General features: G+C 59.7%; 23 protein-coding genes. 15 read left to right on the forward strand and 8 right to left on the reverse strand.

From position 1 onward, the window contains the following. Positions 1-888: a LysR family transcriptional regulator gene (locus GTP23_RS05105; RefSeq protein WP_161034130.1), complete on the reverse strand. Its 888-nt coding sequence runs from the start codon at positions 886-888 to the stop codon at positions 1-3. A gap of 91 nt (positions 889-979) precedes the next feature. On the opposite strand from GTP23_RS05105, the gene scpC reads away from it, so the two are divergent. Genes scpC through GTP23_RS05125 form a run of 4 tightly spaced genes read left to right on the forward strand, consistent with a single transcriptional unit; the run spans position 980 to position 4,414 of the window. Continuing rightward, complete coding sequence (scpC, locus tag GTP23_RS05110; RefSeq protein WP_161034131.1) at positions 980-2,473, forward strand: succinyl-CoA:acetate CoA-transferase ScpC; 1,494 nt, start codon at positions 980-982, stop codon at positions 2,471-2,473. Positions 2,474-2,504: 31 nt separating this feature from the next. Continuing rightward, positions 2,505-3,629: a M14 family metallopeptidase gene (locus GTP23_RS05115; RefSeq protein ID WP_161034132.1), complete on the forward strand. Its 1,125-nt coding sequence runs from the start codon at positions 2,505-2,507 to the stop codon at positions 3,627-3,629. A 1-nt stretch (position 3,630) separates the two neighbouring features. Continuing rightward, on the forward strand, positions 3,631-4,092 hold the full coding sequence (locus tag GTP23_RS05120; RefSeq protein ID WP_161034133.1) for a CYTH domain-containing protein: 462 nt from the start codon (positions 3,631-3,633) through the stop codon (positions 4,090-4,092). 28 nt (positions 4,093-4,120) lie between these two features. After that, positions 4,121-4,414, forward strand: a complete 294-nt coding sequence (locus GTP23_RS05125) for a hypothetical protein (protein ID WP_161034134.1) — start codon at positions 4,121-4,123, stop codon at positions 4,412-4,414. A 15-nt stretch (positions 4,415-4,429) separates the two neighbouring features. Here the strand turns inward: GTP23_RS05125 and GTP23_RS05130 are convergent, their stop codons facing one another. The 5 genes from GTP23_RS05130 to GTP23_RS05150 form a co-directional block, all read right to left on the reverse strand. After that, on the reverse strand, positions 4,430-5,698 hold the full coding sequence (locus GTP23_RS05130; protein ID WP_161034135.1) for a DUF2863 family protein: 1,269 nt from the start codon (positions 5,696-5,698) through the stop codon (positions 4,430-4,432). A 154-nt stretch (positions 5,699-5,852) separates the two neighbouring features. Then, positions 5,853-8,561 carry an aconitate hydratase AcnA gene (acnA, locus tag GTP23_RS05135; RefSeq protein ID WP_161034136.1) on the reverse strand — a complete coding sequence of 903 codons (2,709 nt, stop codon included), beginning with the start codon at positions 8,559-8,561 and terminating at the stop codon, positions 5,853-5,855. Positions 8,562-8,631: 70 nt separating this feature from the next. Beyond that, positions 8,632-9,129: a hypothetical protein gene (locus tag GTP23_RS05140; RefSeq protein ID WP_161034137.1), complete on the reverse strand. Its 498-nt coding sequence runs from the start codon at positions 9,127-9,129 to the stop codon at positions 8,632-8,634. A gap of 22 nt (positions 9,130-9,151) precedes the next feature. Further along, a complete protein-coding gene (locus tag GTP23_RS05145; RefSeq protein ID WP_161034138.1) occupies positions 9,152-10,135 on the reverse strand; it encodes an HpcH/HpaI aldolase/citrate lyase family protein in 984 nt (327 codons plus the stop codon). 132 nt (positions 10,136-10,267) lie between these two features. Continuing rightward, positions 10,268-11,257, reverse strand: a complete 990-nt coding sequence (locus GTP23_RS05150; protein WP_155433463.1) for a malate dehydrogenase — start codon at positions 11,255-11,257, stop codon at positions 10,268-10,270. 258 nt (positions 11,258-11,515) lie between these two features. Here GTP23_RS05150 and GTP23_RS05155 point away from each other — a divergent pair, with 258 nt between their 5' ends. From GTP23_RS05155 to GTP23_RS05190, 8 genes are all read left to right on the forward strand, one after another. Continuing rightward, positions 11,516-12,310, forward strand: a complete 795-nt coding sequence (locus GTP23_RS05155; protein ID WP_155433464.1) for a GntR family transcriptional regulator — start codon at positions 11,516-11,518, stop codon at positions 12,308-12,310. A 261-nt stretch (positions 12,311-12,571) separates the two neighbouring features. Beyond that, on the forward strand, positions 12,572-12,994 hold the full coding sequence (gene sdhC, locus GTP23_RS05160) for a succinate dehydrogenase, cytochrome b556 subunit (RefSeq protein ID WP_155433465.1): 423 nt from the start codon (positions 12,572-12,574) through the stop codon (positions 12,992-12,994). A 1-nt stretch (position 12,995) separates the two neighbouring features. Next, the gene (gene sdhD, locus GTP23_RS05165; protein ID WP_155433466.1) at positions 12,996-13,364 is read left to right on the forward strand and encodes a succinate dehydrogenase, hydrophobic membrane anchor protein; all 369 of its coding nucleotides are present in this window, start codon (positions 12,996-12,998) and stop codon (positions 13,362-13,364) included. Positions 13,365-13,366: 2 nt separating this feature from the next. After that, positions 13,367-15,145, forward strand: coding sequence for a succinate dehydrogenase flavoprotein subunit (sdhA, locus tag GTP23_RS05170; RefSeq protein ID WP_161034139.1), 1,779 nt, complete (start codon positions 13,367-13,369; stop codon positions 15,143-15,145). A gap of 11 nt (positions 15,146-15,156) precedes the next feature. Next, positions 15,157-15,867: a succinate dehydrogenase iron-sulfur subunit gene (locus GTP23_RS05175; RefSeq protein ID WP_155433468.1), complete on the forward strand. Its 711-nt coding sequence runs from the start codon at positions 15,157-15,159 to the stop codon at positions 15,865-15,867. 59 nt (positions 15,868-15,926) lie between these two features. Continuing rightward, positions 15,927-16,208, forward strand: coding sequence for an FAD assembly factor SdhE (locus GTP23_RS05180; protein WP_155433469.1), 282 nt, complete (start codon positions 15,927-15,929; stop codon positions 16,206-16,208). A 65-nt stretch (positions 16,209-16,273) separates the two neighbouring features. Next, positions 16,274-17,575: a citrate synthase gene (gene gltA / locus GTP23_RS05185; RefSeq protein WP_161034140.1), complete on the forward strand. Its 1,302-nt coding sequence runs from the start codon at positions 16,274-16,276 to the stop codon at positions 17,573-17,575. A gap of 219 nt (positions 17,576-17,794) precedes the next feature. After that, on the forward strand, positions 17,795-19,816 hold the full coding sequence (locus GTP23_RS05190) for a methyl-accepting chemotaxis protein (RefSeq protein WP_161034141.1): 2,022 nt from the start codon (positions 17,795-17,797) through the stop codon (positions 19,814-19,816). Between the two features lie 46 nt (positions 19,817-19,862). On the opposite strand, the gene GTP23_RS05195 is transcribed toward GTP23_RS05190, so the two are convergent. Both GTP23_RS05195 and GTP23_RS05200 read right to left on the reverse strand, forming a co-directional pair. Continuing rightward, positions 19,863-20,240, reverse strand: a complete 378-nt coding sequence (locus GTP23_RS05195) for a BlaI/MecI/CopY family transcriptional regulator (RefSeq protein ID WP_161034142.1) — start codon at positions 20,238-20,240, stop codon at positions 19,863-19,865. Between the two features lie 109 nt (positions 20,241-20,349). Next, on the reverse strand, positions 20,350-21,222 hold the full coding sequence (locus GTP23_RS05200; protein WP_161034143.1) for an MBL fold metallo-hydrolase: 873 nt from the start codon (positions 21,220-21,222) through the stop codon (positions 20,350-20,352). 104 nt (positions 21,223-21,326) lie between these two features. Here GTP23_RS05200 and GTP23_RS05205 point away from each other — a divergent pair, with 104 nt between their 5' ends. The 3 genes from GTP23_RS05205 (at position 21,327) to odhB (ending at position 26,787) form a co-directional block, all read left to right on the forward strand. Continuing rightward, positions 21,327-22,295 (forward strand): LysR family transcriptional regulator, encoded by a 969-nt coding sequence (locus tag GTP23_RS05205; protein ID WP_161034144.1) that lies wholly within the window; start codon positions 21,327-21,329, stop codon positions 22,293-22,295. A gap of 271 nt (positions 22,296-22,566) precedes the next feature. Continuing rightward, a complete protein-coding gene (locus tag GTP23_RS05210; RefSeq protein WP_155433475.1) occupies positions 22,567-25,422 on the forward strand; it encodes a 2-oxoglutarate dehydrogenase E1 component in 2,856 nt (951 codons plus the stop codon). A gap of 111 nt (positions 25,423-25,533) precedes the next feature. Further along, positions 25,534-26,787, forward strand: a complete 1,254-nt coding sequence (gene odhB, locus GTP23_RS05215; protein WP_155433476.1) for a 2-oxoglutarate dehydrogenase complex dihydrolipoyllysine-residue succinyltransferase — start codon at positions 25,534-25,536, stop codon at positions 26,785-26,787. Positions 26,788-26,828: the final 41 nt, after the last annotated feature.

The raw sequence follows: 26,828 nt of genomic DNA on the forward strand, positions 1-26,828 counted from the left end.
TTACGCTCCCGTGCCCAGCACCTCGTTGCACACTTCCAGCCACGCGCGTGCCGCGTGCGACAGGTAGGGGCCGCGCCATACGTGCGCGGCCTGCCATTGCAGTTCCGGTTCCACCAGTTTCAAGCGATCGAGCTGGCCGATGGCCAGCCGGTGTATCAGTGGTTCCGGCAGCAGCGCCACACCCATGCCGGCGGACGCCATCGCTACCAGCCAGTCCCACTGGCCGCTCTGCGCCGCGATCTCCGGCGCAATGCCGGCCTGCGCAAAGGCGTGGCGCAGGCTGCGCGTCAGCGCGAAATCATCGGTCAGCATCACCAGCGGCAGCGTCGCCAGCGCCTTCAGCTTGAGCGTGCTGCGCTGCTTGGGGAAGGTGCCGCGTGCTGCCAGCGCCCAGATCGGATAGCTGACGATGGGCGCTGTCTGCAAACCTAGTTGCGGATCGGCCGGCAGCACCGTCATGCCGATTTCCAGCTCGCCGCTGGCCACCTGCCGTTCCAGTGCCTGCCCGGCATCTTCCTTGAGTGTCAGGCTGATGCCGGGGTGGCGCTTGCGGAAAGCCTTCAGCACGGGTGTGAACAGCAGGTTGATCATGGGCGGTATGCCTACCGTCAGGTGGCCGCTCTGTGCGGCCTGCAGGTCGGCCACTTCCATGGTCAGCTGCTGCATGGCGGCCAGCATTTCCTCGCCCCGTGCAAACACCACGCGCCCGGTATCGGTGAGGTGTAGCTGGCGGCCGCTGCGCAGCAGCAGTTCCGTTCCGACTTCCTGTTCCAGCTGGCGCACCATCTTGCTGATGGTGGACTGGGTGACGTTCAGCTTCTCCGCCGCCTGGGTAAAGCTGTTCAGCCTCACCGTTTCGACGAAGTAGCGCAGCGAGCGTAGATCCATGAAAAAAGCGACTCCAATCAGAGAATTTAAGTCATGCAGCGACTAGTTCTTAAATTCTATACTGAAACAAACATACAAGGAGGAGCACCTGATGTACGAACAACGCATACGCCGCCCGGAATTGATGAGCAAGGTCATGACGGCAGCGCAGGCAGCACGCCTGATCAAAAATGGTATGACGGTCGGGATGAGCGGTTTCACCCGTGCCGGCGACGCCAAGGCCATGCCGCTGGCACTGGTAGAGCGCTCGCGCAACGAGGCGCTGGCACTGACGCTGCTGACCGGCGCTTCGCTTGGCAATGATAGCGACGGCATGATGGCCAACGCGGGCGTGGTAGCACGCCGCATGCCGTTCCAGGCAGATGCCGCCCTGCGCCGCAAGATCAACACGGGCGAAGTAATGTTCATCGACCAGCATCTGTCGGAAACGGCCGAGCAGCTGCGTTCCGGCGACCTGAAAGAGATCGACGTGGCCGTGGTGGAAGCGGTGGCGATTACCGCCGATGGCGGCATCATCCCCAGCATGTCGGTCGGGAATACGGCCACTTTTGCCCAGCAGGCCAGACAGGTGATCGTGGAAATCAATCTGAGCGCACCGCTGGCGCTGGAGGGCTTCCACGATATCTACCTGCCCGTAGCCCGTCCGCATCGCGGCGCGATTCCGCTGCTGACGCCATGGCAGCGCATGGGCTGGACAGCGATCCCCGTTCACCCCGACCGCATCGCCGCCATCATCATTACCGATAGTCCCGATAGCCCATCCAATGCGCTGCCGCCCGATGAAGAGACGGATGCGATTGCACGCCATGTGATCCGCTTCCTCGAAGGCGAAGTGAAAGCAGGGCGCATGGGGCCGGAACTGCGTCCGCTGCAGGCAGGCATAGGCACCATCGCCAACGCCGTGCTGCATGGTCTGATCGACTCGCCATTCCGCAACATGACCATGTATTCCGAAGTGCTGCAGGATAGCGCCATCGAGCTGCTCGATTCGGGCCAGCTGTCCATGGCCTCGGCCTCGTCGATCACGCTGTCGGCCGCCATGCACGAGAAATTCATCCGCAATCTGGAAAGCTACCGCGAGCGCATCGTGCTGCGTCCGCAGGAGATCAGCAACCATCCGGAAGTGGTGCGCCGTCTGGGCCTGATCGCGCTGAACACGGCGCTGGAATTCGATATCTACGGCAACGTCAACTCAACCCACGTGGGCGGCACGCACATGATGAACGGCATAGGCGGCTCGGGCGACTTTGCCCGCAATGCCCAGCTGTCCATTTTTGTCAGCAAATCCGTGGCCAAGGGCGGCGCGATTTCCAGCGTGGTGCCCATGGTGCCGCACGTGGACCATACCGAGCACGATGTCGATGTATTGGTGAGCGAATGGGGGCTGGCCGACCTGCGCGGGCTGGCGCCGCGCGAGCGCGCGCCGCTGATCATCGAGAACTGCGCCCACCCTGATTATCGTCCGCAGCTGCGCGCCTATCTGGCCGAAGCGCTGAAGGGCGGTGGCCAGACGCCGCATGTGCTGGAACAGGCGTTTGCATGGTACGGGCGCTACAAACGTGATGGGAGCATGCTGGTAAAATAAGGTCCTCGGCACTCTCAAATTACGGATTACCATGACCATTAAAATCAGCCAGAATTTTGACTCGGGCGCGATCGAAGTGCTGCGTGCAGACAGCGCAGCCGAGATCGAACTGAACCTGCGCAAGGATAACAACGCGGACATCCATCAGTGGTTCCACTTCCGCGTGCAGGGCGCCCGTGGCCAGCAGCTGCGTATGCGTTTCCTGAACGCCGGTTCGGCTACCTATGCCAAGGGTTACGAAGACTATCAGGCTGTGGCCAGCTACGACACGGAAACCTGGTTCCGCGTACCGACCCATTTCGATGGCGAGGTCATGACCATCAAGCACACGCCGGATACGGATAGCGTGTACTACGCCTATTTCGAGCCATATTCCTTCGAGCGCCACCTGCGCCTGCTCGGTGAAATCGGCGAACATCCGCTGGCCCGCGTGCAGGATCTGGGCAGTACGGTCGATGGCCGCGACATGAATCTGGTGGTGGTGGGTAATCCGGCTGCCGAGAAAAAAATCTGGATCATCGCGCGCCAGCACCCGGGGGAATCGATGGCCGAATGGTTCGTCGAAGGGCTGGTGGATTCGCTGCTGGACGATGCCAATCCTATCGCGCGCAAGCTGCTGCAGCGCTGCGTGTTCTACATCGTACCGAACATGAATCCGGACGGCTCGGTGCGCGGCAACCTGCGTACCAACGCCGCTGGCGCCAACCTGAACCGCGAATGGATGACGCCGACGCTGGAACGCAGCCCTGAAGTGCTGTGCGTGAAAGAGAAAATGCATGCCACCGGCATCGACATGTTCTTCGACATACACGGTGATGAAGCGCTGCCGTACAACTTCGTGGCCGGTAATGAAATGCTGGAGAACTTCAGCGAAGAGCGCCGCGTCGCCCAGCAGGCGTTTATCGACCGCTACAAGGCTTCCAGCCCGGACTTCCAGGACAAGTATGGCTACGCTGCCAGCAAGTACAAGGAAGACATGCTGACGCTGGCTTCCAAGTATGTGGGCCACCATTTCGGCTGCCTCGCGCTGACGCTGGAAATGCCGTTCAAGGATAACGCCGATTTGCCTGATCCACGCGTGGGCTGGAACGGTGCCCGTAGTGCGGCGCTGGGCGCAGCCATGCTGCAGCCTATTCTGCTGTCGCTGGACGACTGAGATGGGCGTCGAGATCGAGCGCAAGTTCCTGTTGCGCGGCGATGCGTGGCGTAGCATGGGCCAGCCGGTCCTGCTGCGTCAGGGCTATCTGTCCTCGCACAAGGAGCGCGTGGTGCGCGTGCGCATCGAGGGCGAGCGCGGTGTCATGACCATCAAGGGGCGCAATGTGGGCGCTGTGCGCGGCGAGTGGGAGTACGAGATTCCGCTGGCCGACGCGACCGAATTGCTGCTGCTGTGCGAGCAGCCCCTGATCGAGAAATACCGCAGCCGTATCGACTATGCGGGCCACGTGTGGGAAGTCGACGAGTTCCTCGGCGTGAATGCGGGACTGGTGGTGGCCGAGATTGAACTGGGCAGCGAAGCCGAACAGTTCGAGCTGCCCGAGTGGGTAGGCGAGGAAGTCACCAGCGATGTGCGCTATCTCAACTCCAGCCTGATCAAGCACCCGTATTCGGCTTGGTAAAGACCTCGCTGTCGCCTATGCTGTAAGCATGAACGACAGCGAATTCTATGCGCTCAAGGCGCACTACGATGCCATCGTGCCGACCCTTGCCACCAAGGCCGACATTGAAAAGTTGCGTGCTGAAATGCTCCACACGGTGGCCGAAATACATAAGTGGATGGTGGCCTCCATGATAGGGCTGTTTATCGGCTTTGGTGGCTTAGGCATCGCTATGGGGCAGATACTTAAACCGATTGCCGCGGCGGCACAAGCTGCTCCGCCGCAGCCTATCATTCTTTATGTCTCGCCTCCTGTACCGCCAGAAGTGAAAAAGCCCTCGTAAGCGAGGGCTTTTGTTTTAATGGAAGTGCTCGGTGCCGGTAGGTGCGTCTTCGGGCATTTCTGCATGCGCCAGTTCGCCCAGCGGATCGGCAAACAATGGCGCGCCGCAGTCGTCGCAGAACTCGGCCACATAGCGCTCGCTATGCTTCTTCACCTGCGTCACACCGGACGCATTGAGCTGGGCCGTGATCTCGTCCACCGGCGTCACCGGGCGCTGCTGCAGGCCGCCAAAGCCGCCTTGCAGCGGGCCTTCCGGCGGCGTGCCGTCTTCATCTTCCTGCCCGTACAGCGGCCAGACGACGCCATACATCACATCGTTGGAATTGCGCTGGGTGAAAGCGACACGATATTCGTCGATCTGGCCATCGGCACTTTCTTCGCCAAAGCCGGCGATCACGGCGCGCAGGCCGGCCGGTTCCAGACCCAGCGTGTGCGTCAGGTAGTGCACGGCAGCGCGGATCGATACGGGACGGATCTGCTTGTCCGCTTCGCGGCAGGCCATGTAATAGGCTTCCGGCAGCAGCAGTTCCACGCCGCAGCCCGGCAGCAAACGGCTGACGGTAGGCGTGACCTGATTGCGCCACTGTTCGAGCGCGCTGGCACGTTCGGCCGCATAGTTGGCCTGCAGGCCAGGCATCTGCCAGCGGAACAGCGCTGCACCGGCTGGCGCGGCAACGGCCACCAGCAGGTAGCGCGTATCGGCCAGGAAAGGCGCCGTTTCCGGCGTCTTGCTGTCGGTCTTCAGCGCCGTGCCCTTGATGGCGGCCTGGCCCAGCTTCTGCACTTTGCCGAAGGTTTCCACGTGGCTGCGCGGCAGCTGGTCGATCGAATACAGCGTAGGTGCCATCGCCATGTGCGTGCCATCGGCCAGCAGGTGGGCGCCGAAATGGGCCGACAGCGTGCTCAGAATGTCGCCGGGGATGGCGCCCGAAGCGATGGCAAAGCGGGTCCATGCGAGGATGGGCGCAGCCACCAGCAGCACATCGTAGGCTTTGCTCACACCGTCGGCTTCGATCTGGATGGTGGCCGATTCGCTGACGGCTTCCACGCTATCCATCAGGATATCGTAGGCATTCAGGTCTTCCTTGAACAGATGGTTCAGGGTCGCGTCGATAGTGTCCTGATGGCCAGTCTTGAGTAGTTTCTGCAACTGCGCATCGAGGCTGAGTTCCCATGTCCGCTCTTCGATCCGGCTGGCAGCCTGACCCACGGCATTGGCGTAAGTCACCAGACGCTGGCTTTCGGCAGACAATTTTTGGGATGAATCTTTAGAAGGACGACGCATAACGCAATAAGAGTCTCATAAAAGTGGAAAAAGCGGATCAGTCAAACAAATGATAACCCTTATGACTCTATTGTAGATGATAAGCGTACAAGACGAAAAAAACGCCGGCAATCAGCCGGCGTTCTGTGGTGTGCGCTGACGCAGAGCAGGGCGCTTAGCTGGCCAGCAGCTGGCGCAGCACGAAGGGCAGGATACCGCCGTGCTTGTAATAATCCACTTCGATAGGCGTGTCGATACGCAGCAGCACTTTGACTTCCTGTGCCGGCTGGCCGTCACGGTGGATCACCAGCGTGGCTAACTGCTGGGGCTTGATTTCGCCGTCCAGACCTTTGAGGTCATAGGTTTCCTTGCCGGTGATGCCGAGCGATTCGACGCTGTCGTTGCCGATGAATTGCAGTGGCAGCACGCCCATGCCCACCAGATTCGAGCGGTGGATACGTTCGAACGAGCGCACGATCACGGCTTTCACACCCAGCAGCTGGGTGCCCTTGGCGGCCCAGTCGCGCGACGAGCCGGTGCCGTACTCTTCGCCGCCGAACACCATGGTCGGCGTATCTTCGGCCACGTACTTCATGGCCGCGTCGTAGATAGCCATCTGTTCGCCCGATGGCTGGTGGATGGTGATGCCGCCTTCCACGGCCGAACCGTCAGCCTTGGCCGGTATCATCTTGTTCTTGATGCGCACGTTGGCAAAGGTGCCGCGCATCATGATCTCGTGATTGCCGCGGCGCGAGCCGTAGGAATTGAAGTCGGCCTTCAGCACGCCATTGGCCAGCAGCCACTGACCGGCCGGACCGTCTTCCTTGATCGAACCGGCAGGGGAGATGTGGTCGGTGGTGATGGAGTCACCGAACACGCCCAGCGCGCGTGCACCGGTGATGCCGGTAGCTGCTGCTTTCGGCGTCATTTCGAAGCCGTCGAAGAACGGTGGTTCGGCGATGTAGGTGGAGGCCGGCCAGTTGTAGACCTGACCTTCCGTGCTCGATACGTCTTCCCACAGCTTGCCCGGATTGCCTTTGACATCGGCGTAGTTGGCCTTGAAGACTTTGGCGTTCATGGCGAACTTCATCAGCTTGGCGATCTCTTTCGAGGTCGGCCAGATATCGCCCAGATACACGTCTTTGCCATCCTTGCCCTTGCCCACAGGCTCGGTCATCAGGTCGACCGTCATATTGCCGGCGATGGCGTAAGCCACTACCAGTGGTGGCGAAGCGAGGAAGTTGGAACGGATATTCGGGTGAATACGCGCTTCGAAGTTGCGGTTACCGGACAGCACGGCCGACGCCACGATGTCGTTGCTGGTGATGGCGGCATTCAGTTCGGGCGTCAGGTCGCCCGCGTTGCCGATGCAGGTGGTGCAGCCGTAGGCGGTAACGCCAAAGCCCAGCTGTTCCAGATACGGCAGCAGACCGGCCGCGCCCAGATATTCCGTTACCACGCGCGAGCCGGGCGCCAGCGAAGTCTTGATGTGCGGCGCTACGCTCAGACCCGCTTCCACGGCTTTCTTGGCCAGTAGGCCGGCGGCCAGCAGCACGCTAGGGTTGGACGTGTTGGTGCACGAGGTAATCGCAGCGATCAGCACGTCGCCGTTCTTGACGTTGACGCCATTGCTGGTGGTGTAGACGGCGCCCAGATCTTCGGCTTTCTTGTTGAAGCCATTCTCTTTGGTCGGCTTGGAGAACAGTTCGGTGAAGTTGTTCTTGACCTGACCGATCTCGATGCGGTCCTGCGGACGTTTCGGGCCGGCCAGCGAAGGCGTGACCGAAGTCAGGTTCAGTTCCACTACGCGGGTGTAATCGATCTCGCCTGCTTTCGGCACGCCGTACAGACCCTGCGCCTTGAAGTAGGCAGCAAAGGCAGCGATTTCGTCCTTGGTGCGGCCCGTGCCTTCGAAGTACTCGACGGTGGCGTCATCGACCGGGAAGAAGCCCATGGTGGCGCCATATTCGGGCGCCATGTTGGCGATGGTGGCGCGGTCGGTCAGCGACAGCGTCTCGGTACCTTCACCAAAGAACTCGACGAACTTGCCGACGACTTTTTCCTTGCGCAGCAGTTCGGTAATGGTCAGCACCAGATCGGTAGCGGTGCAGCCTTCGCGCAGCACGCCCGTCAGGTTCACGCCGATCACGTCCGGTGTCAGGAAGTACACGGGCTGGCCCAGCATACCGGCTTCCGCCTCGATGCCGCCCACGCCCCAGCCGACCACGCCGATGCCGTTGATCATGGTGGTGTGCGAATCGGTGCCCACCAGAGTGTCCGGGTAGTACACCCCTTCGCTGGTCTTGTGCACGCCGCGCGCCAGATATTCCAGATTGACCTGATGGACGATGCCGAAGCCCGGTGGCACCACGCCGAAGGTGTCGAAGGCTTGCATGCCCCACTTCATGAACTGGTAGCGCTCGTTATTGCGCGAGAATTCCAGCTTCATGTTCAGGTCCAGCGCGCCTTTTTCGCGGAAGTGGTCGATGGTCACCGAGTGGTCGACCACCAGATCGACCGGTACCAGCGGCTCGATTTTCTTGGCGTTCACGCCCATCTTGTAAGCCACGTTGCGCATGGCGGCCAGATCGGCCAGCAGCGGCACGCCGGTGAAGTCCTGCAGCACCACGCGGGCGACGACGAAGGGGATTTCATCTACGCGCTCGGCCGTCGCACCCCAGTTGGCCAGCTGCTTGACGTGTTCTTCGGTGACTTTCTTGCCGTCGCAATTGCGCAGCACGGATTCCAGTACCACGCGGATGGAAACGGGCAGGCGCGAGATTTTCGCACCCAGACTCTGTTCCAGCGCCGGCAGCGAGTAGAACTTGCCGGTTTTGCCGGCGATAGCGAATTCCTTGAGCGTATTGAGCGTATTGTGTGCCATGACTTCTCCTAGGTTTGGGGTGTCGTCGGTGCGAGGGGAATTCCCTGCCTGAGTGACAGGCGGCAGGGAATTACTGCAGGCTGGTGCCGGTGGCTGCTGCTTCGTTGGCAGCCAGTGGTTTCATCTGTTCAGCGTTGCGGCATTCGTTGGCCAGCTGGCGGCCCTGTTTCGAGTCCAGCAGCATGCCTTTGGCAGGAATGCCGATCCAGACCAGACCGTACACATGGTTCTCGAAGCGGTGCGCGCCCGTGGTGGTGCCCACGCGGGTCAGGCGGTGCAGACGTTTTTTCCAGCGCAGGGCGATGTGGGCGTCGTCATTGACGTTTTCGTAGATGGTGATCTTGTTGCCCAGCTCGCAGTCGAACTCGGTGGCCGACGATTCGCCCACAGCCGGTTCGGCCACATCTTCATCGGCCGGTTTGGCTTCCGCAGCCTTGGCCGCCGGTTTGGCCTTGGCGGTTTTCTTGGCGGCCGGCTTGGTCGGCGCATTGTCGGCGCGGGCAGCCGAGCTCAGGGTGAGGGCGGTAAGCGACAGGCTGCATGCCAGCAGCAGTTTGGCGAGAGACATGGTGGTACTTCCAGATGTAAGGTTATTTGGTGTTGCCGTTGAGCAGGCTTTGCGCCGCTTCGGGCAGGCTTAAACCGGCCAGTTTGGCCCGTTGCAGCACAGTCCAATAGTATCTGTAGCTGGCGCGGTCGTGCAAGCGGCCATTCTGCGAAATCGGCCCCCATTGTACAGCCGCAGCTTCCACCAGGATGGCGGTGGCGTCATTGACTTCGGACATGCGCGGCGTAAAGGTTTTGATGATGGGCTTGATCTGGTCCGGATGGATGCTCCACATCCGGGTAAAGCCGAATTCGGCGGCAGCGCGCTGCGCGTCGTTGGCGGCCACGGCGGCATCCTTGATGTCGGTGGTGACATTGTGCGAAGGCACTTTGCCGTGCGCATGGCAGGCGGCCGCCACTTCGAGCTTGGCGCGGACTACCAGCGGGTGGGTGAACTGGCCCGGCGTGCGCATGGCGCTGGCCGGAATCGCTCCGTAGTGGGAGGAAACAAAGTCCATGATGCCGAACGACAGGCACTGCACTTGCGGCAGGGCGGCAATGGCATAGGCCTCGTGCAGCGCTTCATGGGTTTCGATCAGCACGTGCACGGGCAGGTCCTTGCGGCCCGCCTTGCTGGCGTGGGTGTTGATCAGTTTGATGGCAGCAGTGACTTCCTTGGCGCTATGCACCTTGGGCAGCACGATGTAGGCCAGTTTGCTGGCCGCCGTGCAGATGATTTCCACATCGCTCACAAAGTGCGGGCTGGCGATATCGTGCACGCGCGCGCCTAGGCGGCTGAACTTATTCTCGTCCGACTGCACCAGCGCCGCGACGAGGCGGGCGTGCTCGATTTCGTTGCCGGCGCTGGCGCCGTCTTCGCAATCGAGGGTGATATCGAACAGGGGGCCAAGTTCTTGTTGCAAGGCAATCGATTTGCGCATCAGCTTTTCGCTGCCGGCGTAATGGTCACAAGCTGGCAGCAGCAAGGGTTGGCGATTGCCCTGGAATAAAACCTCGGATGGATGCATGCGGGAAGTGTCTGGTACTGCGGAGGGGTGAGATGGAGCTGCCGCGCTGCTGTCAGCAGCGCGGCGGGTGCGGCGGAGCGGTGTTTTAACCGGTTCCACTTACGCAGAAGGGAGTGAGGAGTTCAGCCCGGCTTATGGCAGCAGGTGCTTCACGCCTTCGCGCTCTTCGGTCAGTTCTTTCAGGGTGAGGTTGATGCGCTCTTGCGAGAATGCATCGATTTCCAGACCTTGAACGATTTTGTATTCGCCGTTTTCGGTGGTCACAGGGAAGCCGAACACGGTGCCTTCTGGGATGCCGTAGGAACCGTCCGATGGGATGCCCATGGTGGTCCATTTGCCTGCGGTGCCCAGTACCCAGTCGTGGATGTGGTCGATGGCAGCGTTGGCAGCCGAAGCAGCCGACGACAGGCCGCGTGCTTCGATGATGGCGGCGCCGCGTTTGCCCACGGTAGGCAGGAAGGTGTTAGCGTTCCATTCCTGATCGTTGATCATGTCTTTGACCGAAGCGCCGTCGATGGTAGCGAAGCGGTAGTCAGCGTACATGGTAGGCGAGTGGTTGCCCCATACGCACAGTTTTTCGATGTCTTTAACAGCTTTGCCGGTTTTGGCAGCCACTTGCGACAGCGCGCGGTTGTGGTCCAGACGCAGCATGGCGGTGAAGTTCTTGGCTGGCAGCGATGGTGCCGATTTCATGGCGATGTAAGCATTGGTGTTGGCTGGGTTGCCGACCACCAGAACTTTAACGTTGCGCGAAGCGACGGCATCCAGTGCCTTACCTTGTACGGTGAAGATCTGGGCATTGGCTTCCAGCAGGTCTTTACGTTCCATGCCTGGGCCACGTGGACGTGCGCCAACCAGCACGGCGACGTCGGCATCTTTGAAAGCCGTCATCGGATCGGAGTGGGCGGTCATTTCGGTCAGCAGCGGGAAAGCGCAGTCGTCGATTTCCATCATGACGCCCTTCAGTGCTTTCTGTGCTTTTTCGTCAGCAATTTCCAACAGTTGCAGAATAACTGGTTGGTCTTTGCCCAGCATGTCGCCATTGGCGATGCGGAACAGCAGAGCGTAACCGATTTGGCCGGCGGCGCCGGTAACAGCAACACGCATTGGGGTTTTTGCCATGATGAATCTCCAAAGTGGGAATAAAACGTTCGCTAAGCGGGGCCAGTAGCGGCCCGGGGGAAACCGTAATCATACTGCATTTGAGTGCTGGCCGGCGGTCCGCAGGGGTGGTCAAACGGCTTGCCGCAAGCGCCTCGCTGGGGAGTGTAGGCCTGAGTTTGGCAGATGTCAATGCTATCTTATGTCTTATATAAGACAGATAAGTTATTGCTGGTTTTTGCTGGACGGCAGGGGGTATTTGTGGTGAAATCGTGGTCTATGAATTCCGTGCCGCCTAATAACAACCCTGCATCCACTACCGCAAGCGGCAGTGCGGGCAGCGCATCGGCGGCCCCTTCGCCCACGTTCTCGCCACTTTATCAGCAAATCAAGGGTCTGATTACCCAGAGTTTGCAGTCGGGCGAATGGAAGCCGGGCGAACTGATCCCCAGCGAAGTGGAGCTGGCCAACCGTTTCAAGGTGAGCCAGGGCACCGTGCGCAAGGCGATCGATGAGCTGGCGGCGGAAAATCTGGTCATGCGCAAGCAGGGCAAGGGAACGTTTGTTTCCACCCATCACGAAGCGCGCGCCCACTTCCGCTTCCTGCGTCTGATGCCGGACGAAGGCGTGCCGCACTATCCCGACAGCAAGATTATCGAAGTCAAACGCATGCGTGCGCCGGCCGATGTGGCGCGCCTGCTCGAACTGAAATCGGGCGATGCGGTGGTGTATATCAAGCGGGTGCAAGCGTTTGAAGGCGTGCCCACCATCGTGGAAGAGCTGTGGTTGCCCGGCATGATCTTCAAAGGTCTGACGGCCGAGCGCCTGATGGAATACAAAGGCCCGATGTACGGCCTGTTCGAATCGGAATTCGGCACCCGCATGATACGCGCGACGGAAAAAATCCGCGCCGTCAGCGTGGGTGAGGAAGATGCAAAATTGTTGGGCATCGCTGCCCAGACCCCGCTGCTGGAATCGGAGCGGGTGTCGTTCACTTACGGTGATAAAGCGGTGGAACTGCGCCGCGGTCTGTACTCGACCGCCCGGCACCACTATCACAATGAGCTGAACTAAGCGAGCTGAACTGAACGGATCACACGAGTTGATGTGAGGAGATGCCCGTTTGCTGCAATGCAGCGGCGGGCGGCGAAAACGGGGTAGAAATCGAGGCAAAACCCTGTTGCGCTGAAAATACGTTGAGCTACAGAAAGTAGCCGTCGCAGCTGTTGACTACCACTATTTTGGTTATATGTAACAATACATATTGGTTATAAATGCGAAAATCAGCGAAAATCGCATTCTCGAAATTTTTGTTTTTGCCTAGGAGGTCTTGATATGTCTGAAGCCGTAAGGGAAGCCCCGAAAAAAGAACGGCCGGAGTTCCGTAACATCCATGTGACGGAATTGTCCAACTACCGCTTGCCTTTGGCTGGCCTGGTATCCATTTTGCACCGCATCAGCGGCCTCTCGATGTTCCTGCTGCTGCCATTCGTGCTGTACCTGCTGGAGCAAAGCCTGCGCTCGGAAATTTCCTTTGCGTACTACCAAGGCATCGTTTCCTACCCGCTGGTCAAACTGATCATTCTGGCGCTGGTCTGGGGCTATCTGCACCACTTCTGCGCTGGCTGCCGCCACCTGATCATGGACATGCACATCGGCCTGGCCAAAGAGCAGGCACGTCACTCGGCCGCTACCGTGCTGGCTGTGAGCCTGAGCCTGACCGCAATCATCGCCCTCAAACTGTTTGGAGTCTTCTGAGATGGCCACTAACGATAACATCGGACCAAAACGCCTCGTCGTAGGCGCGCATTACGGCCTGCGTGACTGGCTGGCGCAACGCGTTACCGCACTGGTGATGGTGGCTTACACCGTGATCCTGCTGGTGTCTTTCCTGACCGGCCAGAACTTCACCTATGAAGGCTGGGCTGGCCTGTTCGCCCAGCAATGGTTCAAGCTAATCAGCGCCGTGACCCTGTTCGGTCTGTTCTTCCACGCCTGGGTAGGCGTACGTGACATCTGGATGGATTACGTGAAATCCGTCGGTCTGCGTCTGACCCTGCAAGTCGCCACCATCTTGTGGTTGATCGCTTGTGCCGCATGGTCGGTACAGATACTCTGGAGTGTTTAATCGTGGCAGCTATCAAATCTGCAATCCCTACCCGCCGCTTTGATGCGGTAATCGTCGGCGCCGGCGGCTCCGGCATGCGTGCATCGCTGCAACTGGCTGAAGCCGGTCTGAACGTCGCGGTGCTGTCGAAAGTTTTCCCTACCCGTTCCCACACCGTGGCAGCGCAGGGCGGTATCGGCGCCTCGCTGGGCAATATGGCTGAAGACAACTGGTTCTGGCATATGTTCGACACCGTCAAAGGTGGCGACTATCTGGGCGACCAGGATGCGATCGAATTCATGTGCCGCGAAGCACCGAAGGTCGTGTACGAACTGGAACACTTCGGTATGCCTTTCGACCGTAACCCGGACGGCACCATCTACCAGCGCCCATTCGGCGGCCACACCGCCAACTTCGGCGAAAAAGCCGTACAACGTGCTTGCGCTGCTGCTGACCGTACCGGTCACGCGCTGCTGCACACCCTGTACCAGCGCAACGTGCGTGCCCGTACCCACTTCTTCGTCGAGTGGATGGCACTGGACCTGATCCGTGACGCCGAAGGCGACGTGGTCGGCGTAGTCGCACTGGAAATGGAAACCGGCGAATGCATGATTCTGGAAGCTAAGACCACCATCTTCGCTACCGGCGGTGCTGGCCGTATCTTCGCTGCATCGACCAATGCCTTCATCAACACCGGCGACGGTATGGGTATGGCTGCACGTGCCGGCCTGCCGCTGCAGGACATGGAATTCTGGCAGTTCCACCCGACCGGCGTGTCCGGCGCGGGCGTGCTGATCACCGAAGGTGTACGCGGTGAAGGCGGTATCCTGATCAACTCCGAAGGCGAACGTTTCATGGAGCGCTATGCGCCTACGCTGAAGGATCTGGCACCACGCGACTTCGTTTCGCGCTCGATGGACCAGGAGATCAAAGAAGGCCGCGGCTGCGGTCCGAACAAAGATCACGTGATGCTGGATCTGCGCCACATCGGCGCCGACACCATCCAGAAGCGTCTGCCTTCGATTCTGGAAATCGGCCACAAGTTCGCCAACGTCGACGCCACCAAAGAGCCGATTCCGGTCGTACCAACCATCCACTACCAGATGGGCGGTATTCCAACCAACATCCACGGTCAGGTGGTCACGCCTAACGGCGACGGCACCCAGAAAGTGGTCAACGGCCTGTACGCAATCGGCGAATGCGCCTGCGTATCGGTGCACGGCGCTAACCGTCTGGGCACCAACTCGCTGCTCGACCTGGTGGTATTCGGTCGCGCTGCCGGTAACCACGTGGTGGCACAGAACCTCAAGCAGAAGGAAAACAAACCGCTGCCTAAGGATGCTGCCGACTTCGCGATGAACCGTCTGAACAAGCTGGAAACCTCGAACGGCGGCGAAAAAGTGCAGGGCGTCGCCAACGACATTCGCGCCACCATGCAGAAATACTGCGGCGTGTTCCGTACCGACGAGATGCTGAACAAGGGCGTGGAAGAAATCATGAAACTGGACGAGCGTCGCAAGCACGTATCGTTCAAGGACAAATCGAAAGTGTTCAACACCGCCCGCGTCGAAGCACTGGAGCTGGACAACCTGATCGAAACTGCCAAAGCCACCATCGTCTCGGCCGCAGCTCGTAAGGAATCGCGTGGCGCGCACGCCCACAACGATTTCCCGCAGCGTGACGACGACAACTGGATGAAACACACCCTGTGGTACTCGGCGGACAACCGTCTGGAATACAAGGCAGTCGTGACCAAGCCGCTGACGGTCGACACCTTCAAACCGAAACCACGTACTTTCTAAGAGCTAAGAACATGGCACGCACTCTCAAACTGAAAATTTATCGTTACGATCCCGATCAGGACGCCAAGCCTTACATGCAGGACGTGACGGTCGAGCTGAAAGACACCGACAAGATGCTGCTGGACGCACTGCAGCGCATCAAGTCCGACGTGGATGATTCGCTGGCCCTGCGCCGCTCGTGCCGCGAAGGCGTGTGCGGTTCGGACGCCATGAACATCAATGGCAAAAACGGTCTGGCCTGCACCACCAACCTGAACGAGCTGACCGAGCCTATCGTGCTGCGTCCGCTGCCAGGTCTGCCAGTGATCCGCGATCTGATCGTCGACATGACCCAGTTCTTCAAGCAGTACGACTCGGTCAAGCCTTACCTGATCAACGATTCCATCCGCCCTGAAAAAGAGCGTCTGCAATCGCCAGCCCAGCGCGAAGAGCTGGACGGTCTGTACGAGTGCATTCTGTGCGCTTGCTGCTCGACCTCCTGCCCATCGTTCTGGTGGAATCCGGACAAGTTCGTCGGTCCTGCCGGCCTGCTGCAAGCCTACCGCTTCATCGCCGACTCGCGCGACGAAGCCACCGGCGCCCGTCTGGATAATCTGGAAGATCCATACCGTCTGTTCCGCTGCCACTCGATCATGAACTGCGTCGACGTTTGCCCGAAAGGTCTGAACCCGAACAAGGCCATCGGCAAGATCAAGGAACTGATGGTCCGTCGCGCCATCTGATGCACCACACGGGCGGTGTTGTGTAGGCAAACCGCCCGTTTTTGTAAAGTAGCCGCACCATGACTGCAACGAATACCGCTGCGCACCAGTCTGACCCGGCCAACCGCGCGCGCCTGCGCTGGCGCGCCCGCCGTGGACTGCTGGAAAACGACATCATCCTGACCCGTTTTCTCGATGCGCATGAAACCGAATTGACCGACGAGGAAGTCGACGCCCTGACGCGTTTGCTGGATCTGTCGGACAATGCCCTGATGGATCTGATACTGGCCCGCAAGGAGCCTGATGGCGACATCGATCTGCCCCAGGTACACGCCTTGCTGGCGCGTCTGCGACTGGCCTGAGCCCGAAGCACAGCAATAACAGGTTTTTTTTACTTTTGTCTCACCTCTCCAAGAAGGAAGAGTTCATGAACACCTCTGATAACAAAGCCACACTGTCGTTCTCCGATGGCAGCCCATCGGTCGATTTCCCGATCTACAAAGGGACCGTTGGTCCGGACGTGATCGACATCCGTAAACTGTATGCCGGCACCGGCAAGTTCACCTACGATCCAGGCTTCATGTCGACCGCGGCATGTAATTCCTCGATCACCTACATCGACGGTGACAAGGGCGAGCTGCTGTATCGCGGCTACCCGATCGAACAACTGGCCGTGAACGCTGACTTCATGGAATCGTGCTACCTGCTGCTGAACGGCGAACTGCCGAACGCAGAACAGAAAGCCACCTTCGTCGACACCGTGACCAAGCACACCATGGTGCACGAGCAGATGCAGTTCTTCTTCCGCGGCTTCCGTCGTGACGCGCACCCGATGTCGGTACTGGTTGGTACCGTTGGCGCGCTGGCTTCGTTCTACCACGATTCGCTGGACATCAACGATGCCAAGCACCGTGAAGTATCGGCTATCCGCCTGATCGCCAAAATGCCTACGCTGGTAGCGATGGCTTACAAATACTCGATCGGCCAGCCGTTCGTGTACCCACGCAATGACCTGTCGTACAGCGCCAACTTCATGCGCATGATGTTCGGCAACCCATGCGAAGAATACAAAGTCAACGACGTGCTGGTGCGCGCGCTGGACCGTATCCTGATCCTGCACGCAGACCACGAGCAGAACGCTTCGACCTCGACCGTGCGTCTGGCCGGTTCGTCGGGCGCCAACCCGTTCGCCTGTATCGCTGCCGGTATCGCCTGCCTGTGGGGCCCTGCCCACGGTGGCGCTAACGAAGCGGCACTGAACATGCTGAAAGAAATCGGCACCGTCGAGAACATTCCTGCCTTCATCGCTCAGGTGAAAGACAAGAACTCGGGCGTGAAGCTGATGGGCTTCGGTCACCGCGTCTACAAAAACTTCGACCCACGCGCCAAACTGATGCGTGAAACCTGCTACGAAGTGCTGGAAGAGCTGGGCCTGCAAGACGACCCACTGTTCAAGCTGGCCATGGAACTGGAAAAGATTGCACTGAACGACGAATACTTCGTTTCGCGCAAACTGTACCCGAACGTGGACTTCTACTCGGGCATCGTACAGTCGGCACTGGGCATTCCAGTTTCGCTGTTCACCGGTATCTTCGCCATGGCCCGTACCATCGGCTGGATCGCCCAGTGGAACGAAATGATCGCCGATCCGGAACAGAAAATCGGCCGTCCACGCCAGCTGTTCGTGGGCGCGACCACGCGCGAAGTCAAGCCTCTGAACCAGCGTTAATCCGCTGTCTCAGGCACCAGAAAGCGGGCTGCGGCCCGCTTTTTTTTCGTCTGTGTGCTGCGCAATAGCCGTCTTTCATAGCGAGAAAATTGCCTGTCGGACACAAAATTCAAATTTGTGTTAAAGTGATCCACATCAAGAAATTTCCTGAATAGGCCGGAACTAAGTCAATTAGTTGCCGGCTTTTCATTTTTTTGCTTCATTGATCATTTGCACAATATGAGCCTAACAATAACAAACCTCAAAAACCTTAACGTCGGTAGCAAGATTACCGTTTTCACTTTTGGCCTGCTCAGCGCCATGCTGGCCATTATCCTGAGCCTGATTAACCTGAGTACGGCGCGCATGCTGGAACAGCGGGCGCAGGCCAATGTGGCCGATACCCTGAATGGGATCAGCAATACTGTCGAGGTGTTCCACAGCGCCATGACGGACGAAGCCTCGCGCTTTGCCCGCATCTTCGCCAGCCATTTCGCGCAAGGCCAGTTCACGCTGGATGCAGCCAGCACCGTCGAGATCGCGGGCAAGCCTACGCCCACGCTGCTGTTTGCCGGCAAGGCGCTGAATCTGGATTTCAGCCTGCCCGATAAATTCATGGCCGACACGGGCGTGGTGGCCACCATCTTCGCTGCACAGGGCGACGATTTCGTGCGCGTCAGCACCTCGCTGAAAAAGGAAAACGGCGAGCGCGCCGTCGGCACCCAGCTCGATCACAGCCACCCGAGCTACTCCTTGCTGCGGGCGGGGAATAGCTACAGCGGTCTGGCCACCCTGTTCGGCAAGCAGTACATCACCCAGTACGATCCCGTCAAAGATAGCAGCGGCAAGGTGATCGGCGTGCTGTTTATCGGTCTGGACATCGGCCACAATCTGAACATGCTCAAGACCAAGATCAAGCAGATCAGGATAGGCGAGAGCGGCTACGTCTATGTGATCAATGCGGCTGCGGGCAAGAAGCAGGGCGAAGAAGTGATCCACCCGTCGCTGGAAGGTCGGAACGTGCTGGAACTGCAGACCCATGACGGGCGCTATTTCATCAAAGATATGCTGGCTGCCAAAACCGGTTCCATGACTTATCCATGGGCCGAGAAAGAGGGCGCAGCGCCACGCGAGAAAATGATCAGCTTTAATACCTTCGAGCCGTGGAACTGGCTGATCGCGGGCGGCACCTACACGGAAGAAATCACCCGCGAGGCCCAGCAGTTGCGCAACCACTATGCGCTGATCGGCGTGGTGGCGCTGCTCGTGTTTGCCGTCATGCTGTACCTGCTGGTGCGCACGGTGGTGACGCGTCCGCTGGCACTGGCCGAACAGGCGGCCGGGCAGATCGCTGCCGGTGATCTGAATGTGCATCTGGTGGTGCAGAATCAGGATGAAATCGGCAAGCTGCTGGGCGCGCTGAACGGCATCAGCCAGAACCTGTCGGCCGTGGTGGGGCAGGTGCGGCAAGGCGCCGAGCAGGTGACGTCGGCTTCGGCCGAAATTGCGGCCGGCAACCTCGATCTGTCGCAGCGCACGGAAGCGCAGGCCTCGAGGCTGGAGAAAACGGCGCAGTCGATGGAACATCTGAGCAACGCCGTGAACCAGAATGCCGACAATGCGGGCGAAGCCAAGCAGATGGCCGTGGCCGCTTCGCAGATCGCCGTGCAGGGTGGCGAGGTGGTGGCACAGGTGGTGGACACCATGGGATCGATCACGGCTTCGTCGCGCAAGATTGCCGATATCATCAGCGTGATCGACGGCATCGCTTTCCAGACCAATATTCTGGCGCTCAACGCTGCTGTGGAAGCGGCGCGTGCGGGCGAGCAGGGGCGCGGCTTTGCCGTGGTGGCCAGCGAAGTGCGTAATCTGGCCCAGCGCTCGGCTGCCGCTGCCAAGGAAATCAAGGCCCTGATCGAGGATTCGGTAGGCAAGGTGGAAGTGGGCAGCACCCAGGTGGCGGCGGCCGGTGCCACCATGGCGGAAGTGGTGCAGAGCGTGCGCCGCGTGACCGATATCATGGCAGCCATCAGCAATGCCAGCGATGAGCAGCGCGGCGGCATCCGCGAAGTGCATGAGGCGATTGCCGAGATGGATCAGGTAACCCAGCAGAATGCCGCGCTGGTGGAAGAGGCTGCGGCAGCGGCCCATGCGCTGCAAGACCAGTCGCATGCACTGGAAGATGTGGTGCGCATCTTCCGTATCGATGCGCAGGGCCGGGCAGTGCGCCGTCCGGCACAACACTACCTCGCACTCAAATAAATCAGTGGGGCGGCGCTAGCCGCAGACGGCGTGCTGCAGGTCTGGTCTAGCTGTCCTGATCGAGCAGGGCCTGTATCTCGGCCCTTTCCTTCTTGCTTACATGGCCGCCGCGCAGGGCGGCCAGCACCAGCGCCTTGCCGGAGCCGGCAAAGGCTTTCTGTATCAGTTCTTTCAACAGATTGGTCTGCAGCGCATCCTGTGCCTGCGCCGGCGCGTAGACGTGGGCGCGCTGGCTTTCGTCGCGGCTCAGGATCCCTTTACTATGCATCACTTGCAGCAGACGCAGCACGGTGGCGTAGTTCATGTCGGGCCGGTTGGCCAGTGCTGCCTGATGGACCTGCTTGGCCGTGGCCGGGCCGCTGGCCCATAGCAGGCGCAGCATTTCCAGTTCGGCAGGGGTGGGTTTGGAGACGGGTGTGTTCATGGTGCGCATTTTTATCAGACTATGCATCTAGATTAAAATATCTAGATGCATTTGTCTAGTTGCGCGACGGGGCGTGAGTGCCCCTGCGGGTTCGCTCAGCGTGGCTGGCTTACCACTTCATTTCGCCTTTGGCGACCTTGGCGCTGGTGTCCAGTGCCGCTTTCAGGCCTGCTTGCGGATACAGTTGCTGCATGCGGGCGATCAGGTCGGCCGAGTTGGCGGCGGCTGCCGTTTCCGCTTCAAACTTCACCAGATAGTCGCGGGTAAAACCGATGCTGGCCGGCGTCAGTGCGCTGCCGATCTTGTAGTGGCCCGGCACCACGGTGTGTGGCTGCAGGGCGGCGATGCCATCCAGCGTGGCCAGCCATTGCTGGCGCGCGGCCAGCGTCTGGGTGTCGGCCGTCCAGACATGCAGGTCGTTGAAGACCACCACCCCGCCGGCCACGGTTCTGATGGATGGAATCCACACATAGCTACGCTCCGGTGCCGCGCCTTGCAGACCGGCGATCTGCAGGGTTTCGCCTTCCAGTTCGATGCGGTCGCCCTGCAGCACCTGCGGCACGATGATGCTGTGCGGTGCATTGTCTTTCAGGATAGGGCCCCAGAACGCCACTTTGGCATCCTTTTTCTTTTCGATCGCGGCCACCGTGTAGGAAGTGGCGACGATTTTCGCTTCAGGGAAGGCCGCGTGGATCACGTCGAGGCCGAAGTAGAAGTCCGGGTCGCCATGGCTGACGTACACAGTGGTCAGCCGCTTGCCGCTGGCGCGGATCTGCTCGGCCAGTTTCAGGGCTTCGGCACGCGAGAACTGCGCGTCGATCAGTACGGCATCCTTGGTGCCGGAGACCAGTACGGAGGCGACGGGGAAGATGGCGGCTTCGCCCGGATTGAATACTTCCACTTTGAGCGGGGCGGCGCTGGCGCTGCCCAGGGTGGCGGCGAAGGCAGTGGCTAACAGGGTTTGCAGTGGTTGCTTGAACATGATGGTCTTTCGTGTTGAATGGGAATGACGTCATCTTAAATTGCTTGAAGCGGTAGAAAAATCCCGTATCATTCATCAATTAATTGCATAAATCGGATGAATTAATGGACAGGATTACCGCTGCCAAGGTGTTTGTCAGTATTGCCGAGCGCGGCAGCATGATTGCTGCAGCCGATGCGCTGGCCATGTCGCGTGCCATGGTGACGCGCTATCTGGCGGAAATGGAACTCTGGGCCGGCGCACGTCTGCTGCACCGGAGCACGCGCCGCCTCAGTCTGACGGATGCCGGTACGCTAACGCTGGCGCGCTGCCGCAGCATGCTGGAACTGGCTGAAGAGATGGCACTCGACAGCACGGTAGAAGAGGGCGCGCCACGGGGCTTGCTGCGCATCAGCTGTTCGCAGTCACTGGCGCAGGCCGTGCTGGCGCCGGCCGTGACGGCTTTTCTGCAGCGCTTTCCCCACACCACGGTGGACCTGCAGATTAATAACCGTGCCGTGAATCTGGTCGAGCAGCGCATCGATCTGGCGCTGCGCATCACAAATGCGCTGGAGCCGAATCTGATTGCACGCCAGCTGGCCCAGTGCGATTCGGTGGTGTGCGCGGCACCGGCCTATCTGGCGCGGCACGGCAGGCCGGGGCAGGTGGCCGATCTGGCGCGGCATAACTGCCTCACTTACAGCTATTTCGGCAAAAGCCTGTGGCAGTTCACCGATGCCCATGGCGAGAGCGTGTCCGTGCCCGTTAGCGGCAATCTGTCGGCCAATGAAGACACCAGCCTGCTGCGCGCCGCGCTGCATGGCGCCGGCATCGTGCTGCAGCCCAGGTACAGCGTGATGGGCCTGATCGCCCGTGGCGAGCTGCTGCCCTTGCTCGAGTCATTCACCCCGCAACAGATGGGTATTCACGCTATTTATACTTCGCGCCAGCATATGCCGGCCGCCTTGCGCGCCATGCTGGATTTTCTGGCTGACTGGTTCCGCCATGATGCCGGTTGGCTGGCCCACACGCCGTTGCTGCCAGGCCCGGGCCCGCGCCGCCTGCCGCGCGCCGGACAGCCGGGGCAAGCTTAGAATAATGAAAACATTTCGCCCGTTTCAGTGCATGGCTATGCCATTTACACACTTAATGCCACATTAAACTGCAAGTTTTCATGGGTTTTTGCCGCACAAATGGTTGTTCGGATACAATACCGATGCTATCCTGAATGACCGATTTTGTAGTACCCGAAGAAATATAGCCCTTCCCCACAACTTGATGTGCAATCCGCTAACCGGTCAGGCCGTGTCGCGGAAGGTTAGATTAACCCGCTAATCTCGCGAAGCGCGAAGAAAGGTGAGCAATATGATGCAACAATATACGTCCAACTCCTACCTGTTTGGTGGGAACGCCCCGTACGTCGAAGAACTGTACGAAGCGTATCTCGACAATCCAGGTTCCGTGCCAGACAACTGGCGCGCCTATTTCGACGCCATGCAGCACGTACCGGCCGTCGATGGTTCCAATAAACCCGACGTCGCCCACGCCTCCGTGATCGCCTCTTTCGCCGAGCGCGCGAAAGCTGGTCCTATCCGCACCGTGGTAGCTTCGGCCGACGCCGAAATGGGCCGCAAACGTGTGGCCGCTACCCAGCTGATCGCGGCTTACCGCTATCTGGGTTCGCGCTGGGCCAATCTGGACCCGCTGCAGCGTCAGGAGCGTCCTGCCATCCCTGAACTCGATCCTAGCTTCTACGGGTTCACCGATGCGGACATGGACACCGTATTCAACATCAGCAACACCTACTTCGGCCCAGAGACCGCGACCCTGCGCGACCTGCTGAACTTCCTGCGCGATACCTACACCCGTTCGATCGGCGCCGAGTTCATGTACATCTCCGACCCGGCCGAAAAACGCTGGCTGCAAGAGCGTCTGGAAGCGATCCGCTCGACGCCTAACTTCACCGCAGAGAAGAAGCAGCACATTCTGGAGCGTCTGACCGCTGCAGAAGGTCTGGAGCGTTATTTGCACACCAAGTATGTCGGTCAAAAGCGTTTCTCGCTGGAAGGCGGCGAAACCTTCATCGCCTCGATCGATGAAATCATCCAGCGCGCTGGCGAAAAAGGCGTGCAGGAAATCGTGATCGGTATGGCCCACCGTGGTCGTCTGAACGTACTGGTGAACACCCTGGGCAAATCGCCTAAGGAACTGTTCGAAGAATTCGAAGGCAAGCATGGCGACGACCTGCCAGCCGGTGACGTGAAATACCACCAGGGCTTCTCGTCGGACATCTCGACCGCTGGCGGTCCTGTCCACCTGTCGCTGGCCTTCAACCCATCGCACCTGGAAATCGTCAATCCAGTGGTAGAAGGTTCCGTCAAAGCCCGTATGGATCGCCGCGGCGACCACGCCGGCAAACAAGTGCTGCCAATTCTGGTGCACGGCGATGCCGCTTTCGCTGGTCAGGGCGTTGTGATGGAAACCCTGAATCTGGCCCAGACCCGTGGTTACGGCACCGGCGGTACCGTGCACATCGTGATCAACAACCAGATCGGTTTCACCACCTCCGATCCGCGCGATGCCCGTTCCACCATCTACTGCTCCGACGTCGTCAAGATGATCGAAGCACCTGTGCTGCACGTGAACGCCGACGATCCTGAAGCCGTGGTTCTGGCTTCGCAGATCGCCATGGACTACCGTCTGCAGTTCCAGAAAGATATCGTTGTCGACATCATCTGCTACCGCAAACTGGGCCACAACGAGCAAGATACCCCTGCACTGACCCAGCCGCTGATGTACAAGAAAATCGGCCAGCACCCAGGCACCCGCAAACTGTATGCGGACAAACTGGTAGCGCAAGCTGTGATCCCTGCCGACGGCGGCGAAAAAATGCAATCGGCCTTCCGTGACGCCATGGACGCCGGCAAGCACACCGTTGATCCGGTCATCACCAACTTCAAGAACAAGTTCGCCGTAGACTGGCTGCCGTTCCTGAACCGCAAGTGGACCGACAGCGCCGATACCGCCGTGCCGATGACCGAACTGAAACGTCTGGCTGGCCGCATCACCACCGTACCGGAAAACTTCAAAGTCCACGCACTGGTCGAAAAAGTGCTGGCTGACCGCGCTGCCATGGGCCGCGGCGAGCTGAATCTGGACTGGGGCATGGGCGAACATCTGGGCTTCGCTTCGCTGGTCGCTTCGGGCTACGCTGTGCGTCTGACCGGTCAGGATGCTGGCCGTGGTACCTTCGTCCACCGTCACGCCGTGCTGCACGATCAGAACCGCGAGCGCTGGGATGCCGGCACCTATGTGCCACTGCAGAACATCGCCGAAGGTCAGGCACCATTCACCGTGATCGACTCCGTGCTGTCGGAAGAAGCGGTACTGGGCTTCGAATACGGCTACTCGACCGCAGAACCTAACACCCTGACCATCTGGGAAGCCCAGTTCGGCGACTTCGTCAACGGCGCCCAGGTTGTCATCGACCAGTTCATCAGCTCCGGCGAAGTGAAGTGGGGTCGTGCTTCGGGTCTGGTGATGATGCTGCCACACGGCTACGAAGGTCAGGGTCCAGAGCACTCGTCGGCTCGCCCGGAACGCTTCCTGCAGCTGTGCGCAGACAACAACATGCAAGTGGTCCAGCCGACCACCGCATCGCAGATCTTCCACGTGCTGCGTCGCCAGATGGTGCGTCAGTTCCGCAAACCGCTGGTCATCCTCACGCCGAAATCGCTGCTGCGTAACAAGGATGCCGGTACGCCGCTGACCGAACTGGCCAAAGGCGCGTTCCAGACCGTGATCGGTGAAGTCGACGAGAAAATCGACGCCAAGAAAGTCAAACGCGTTATCGCCTGCTCGGGCAAGGTCTACTACGATCTGGTCAACGCACGCAAAACCCGCGGCCAGACCGATACCGCCATCATCCGTGTGGAACAGCTGTATCCATTCCCGCACAAATCGTTCGCTGCCGAACTGAAAAAGTTCCCGAACCTGGCGGAAGTGGTATGGGCACAGGACGAACCGCAGAATCAGGGCCCTTGGTTCCAGATTCAGCACAACATCTTCGAGAGCATGGAAGCCGGTCAGCGCCTGGCCTACGCCGGTCGCCCAGCGTCGGCATCGCCAGCCGTCGGCTACTACGACAAGCACTATGCCCAGCAAAAAGATCTGCTGGAAACGGCTTTCTCGAAGCTCAAAGGTTTCATCCTGACCAAATAAGCCCCATGGCGCCGTGCCCGATCCGGCATGGCGCCTGACAGAACCAATGTTAATAAACGCGTGACCGCAAGCATGTAGCGGAGCGCCATTACACAATATACGGAGTTATCCATGGCACAAATTCAAGTTAAAGTACCTCAACTGTCGGAATCGGTCGCAGAAGCGACCATGCTGACCTGGCACAAGAAAATCGGCGAAGCCGTTGCCCGCGACGAAAACCTGATCGACATCGAAACCGACAAAGTTGTGCTGGAACTGCCGGCACCAGCTGCTGGCGTGCTGGTTGAAATCATCAAAGGCGACGGCAGCACCGTGGTGGCTGACGAAGTCATCGCTGTGATCGACACCGAAGCTGCTGCCGGCGCAAGCGCTCCAGCTGCTGCCGCTGCTGCTCCAGCCGCCGCTCCAGCCGCTGCTGCTGCCCCAGCTGCTGCTACCGGTGGTAACAAAGGCGACGTGGCCATGCCAGCCGCTGCCAAGATCCTGTCGGAAAAAGGTCTGAGCGCTAGCGACGTTGCCGGTTCGGGCAAAGATGGCCGCGTGACCAAGGGCGACGCACTGGCTGCTTCGGCACCTGCTACCCCGGCCGTTGCTCCGCTGGCTGCGCCAGCCGCTAAACCAGCACTGCAACAAGTTGCTGCGCCTGCCGCTGCCAACCTGGGCGACCGTCCGGAAGAGCGCGTGCCTATGAGCCGTCTGCGTGCCCGTATCGCCGAGCGTCTGGTGCAATCGCAATCGACCAACGCGATTCTGACCACCTTCAACGAAGTCAACATGGCGCCAGTCATGGACCTGCGTAACAAGTACAAGGACAAGTTCGAGAAAGAGCACGGCGTCAAGCTGGGCTTCATGTCCTTCTTCGTTAAAGCTGCTGTGGCCGCTCTGAAGAAATACCCTATCCTCAACGCTTCGGTCGATGGCAACGACATCGTTTACCACGGCTACTTCGACATCGGTATCGCTGTAGGTTCGCCACGCGGTCTGGTGGTGCCTATCCTGCGCAATGCCGACCAGATGTCGATCGCTGACATCGAGAAGAAAATCGGCGAATTCGGCGCCAAGGCTAAAGAAGGCAAGCTGACCCTGGACGACCTGACCGGCGGTACCTTCTCGATCTCGAACGGCGGTACCTTCGGTTCCATGCTGTCGACCCCTATCATCAACCCGCCACAATCGGCAATTCTGGGCGTGCACGCGACCAAAGATCGCGCTGTGGTAGAAAACGGCCAGATCGTGGTGCGTCCGATGAACTACCTGGCCATGTCCTACGACCACCGTATCATCGACGGCCGCGAAGCTGTGCTGGGTCTGGTAGCCATGAAAGAAGCGCTGGAAGATCCAGCCCGCCTGCTGCTGGAACTGTAATCACCGCCAGTGCGTTCCGGCCCCTGCGCCGGAACGCTATT

The sequence above is a fragment of the Duganella fentianensis genome, assembly GCF_009857835.1.
Lineage (GTDB): Bacteria > Pseudomonadota > Gammaproteobacteria > Burkholderiales > Burkholderiaceae_D > Rugamonas > Rugamonas fentianensis.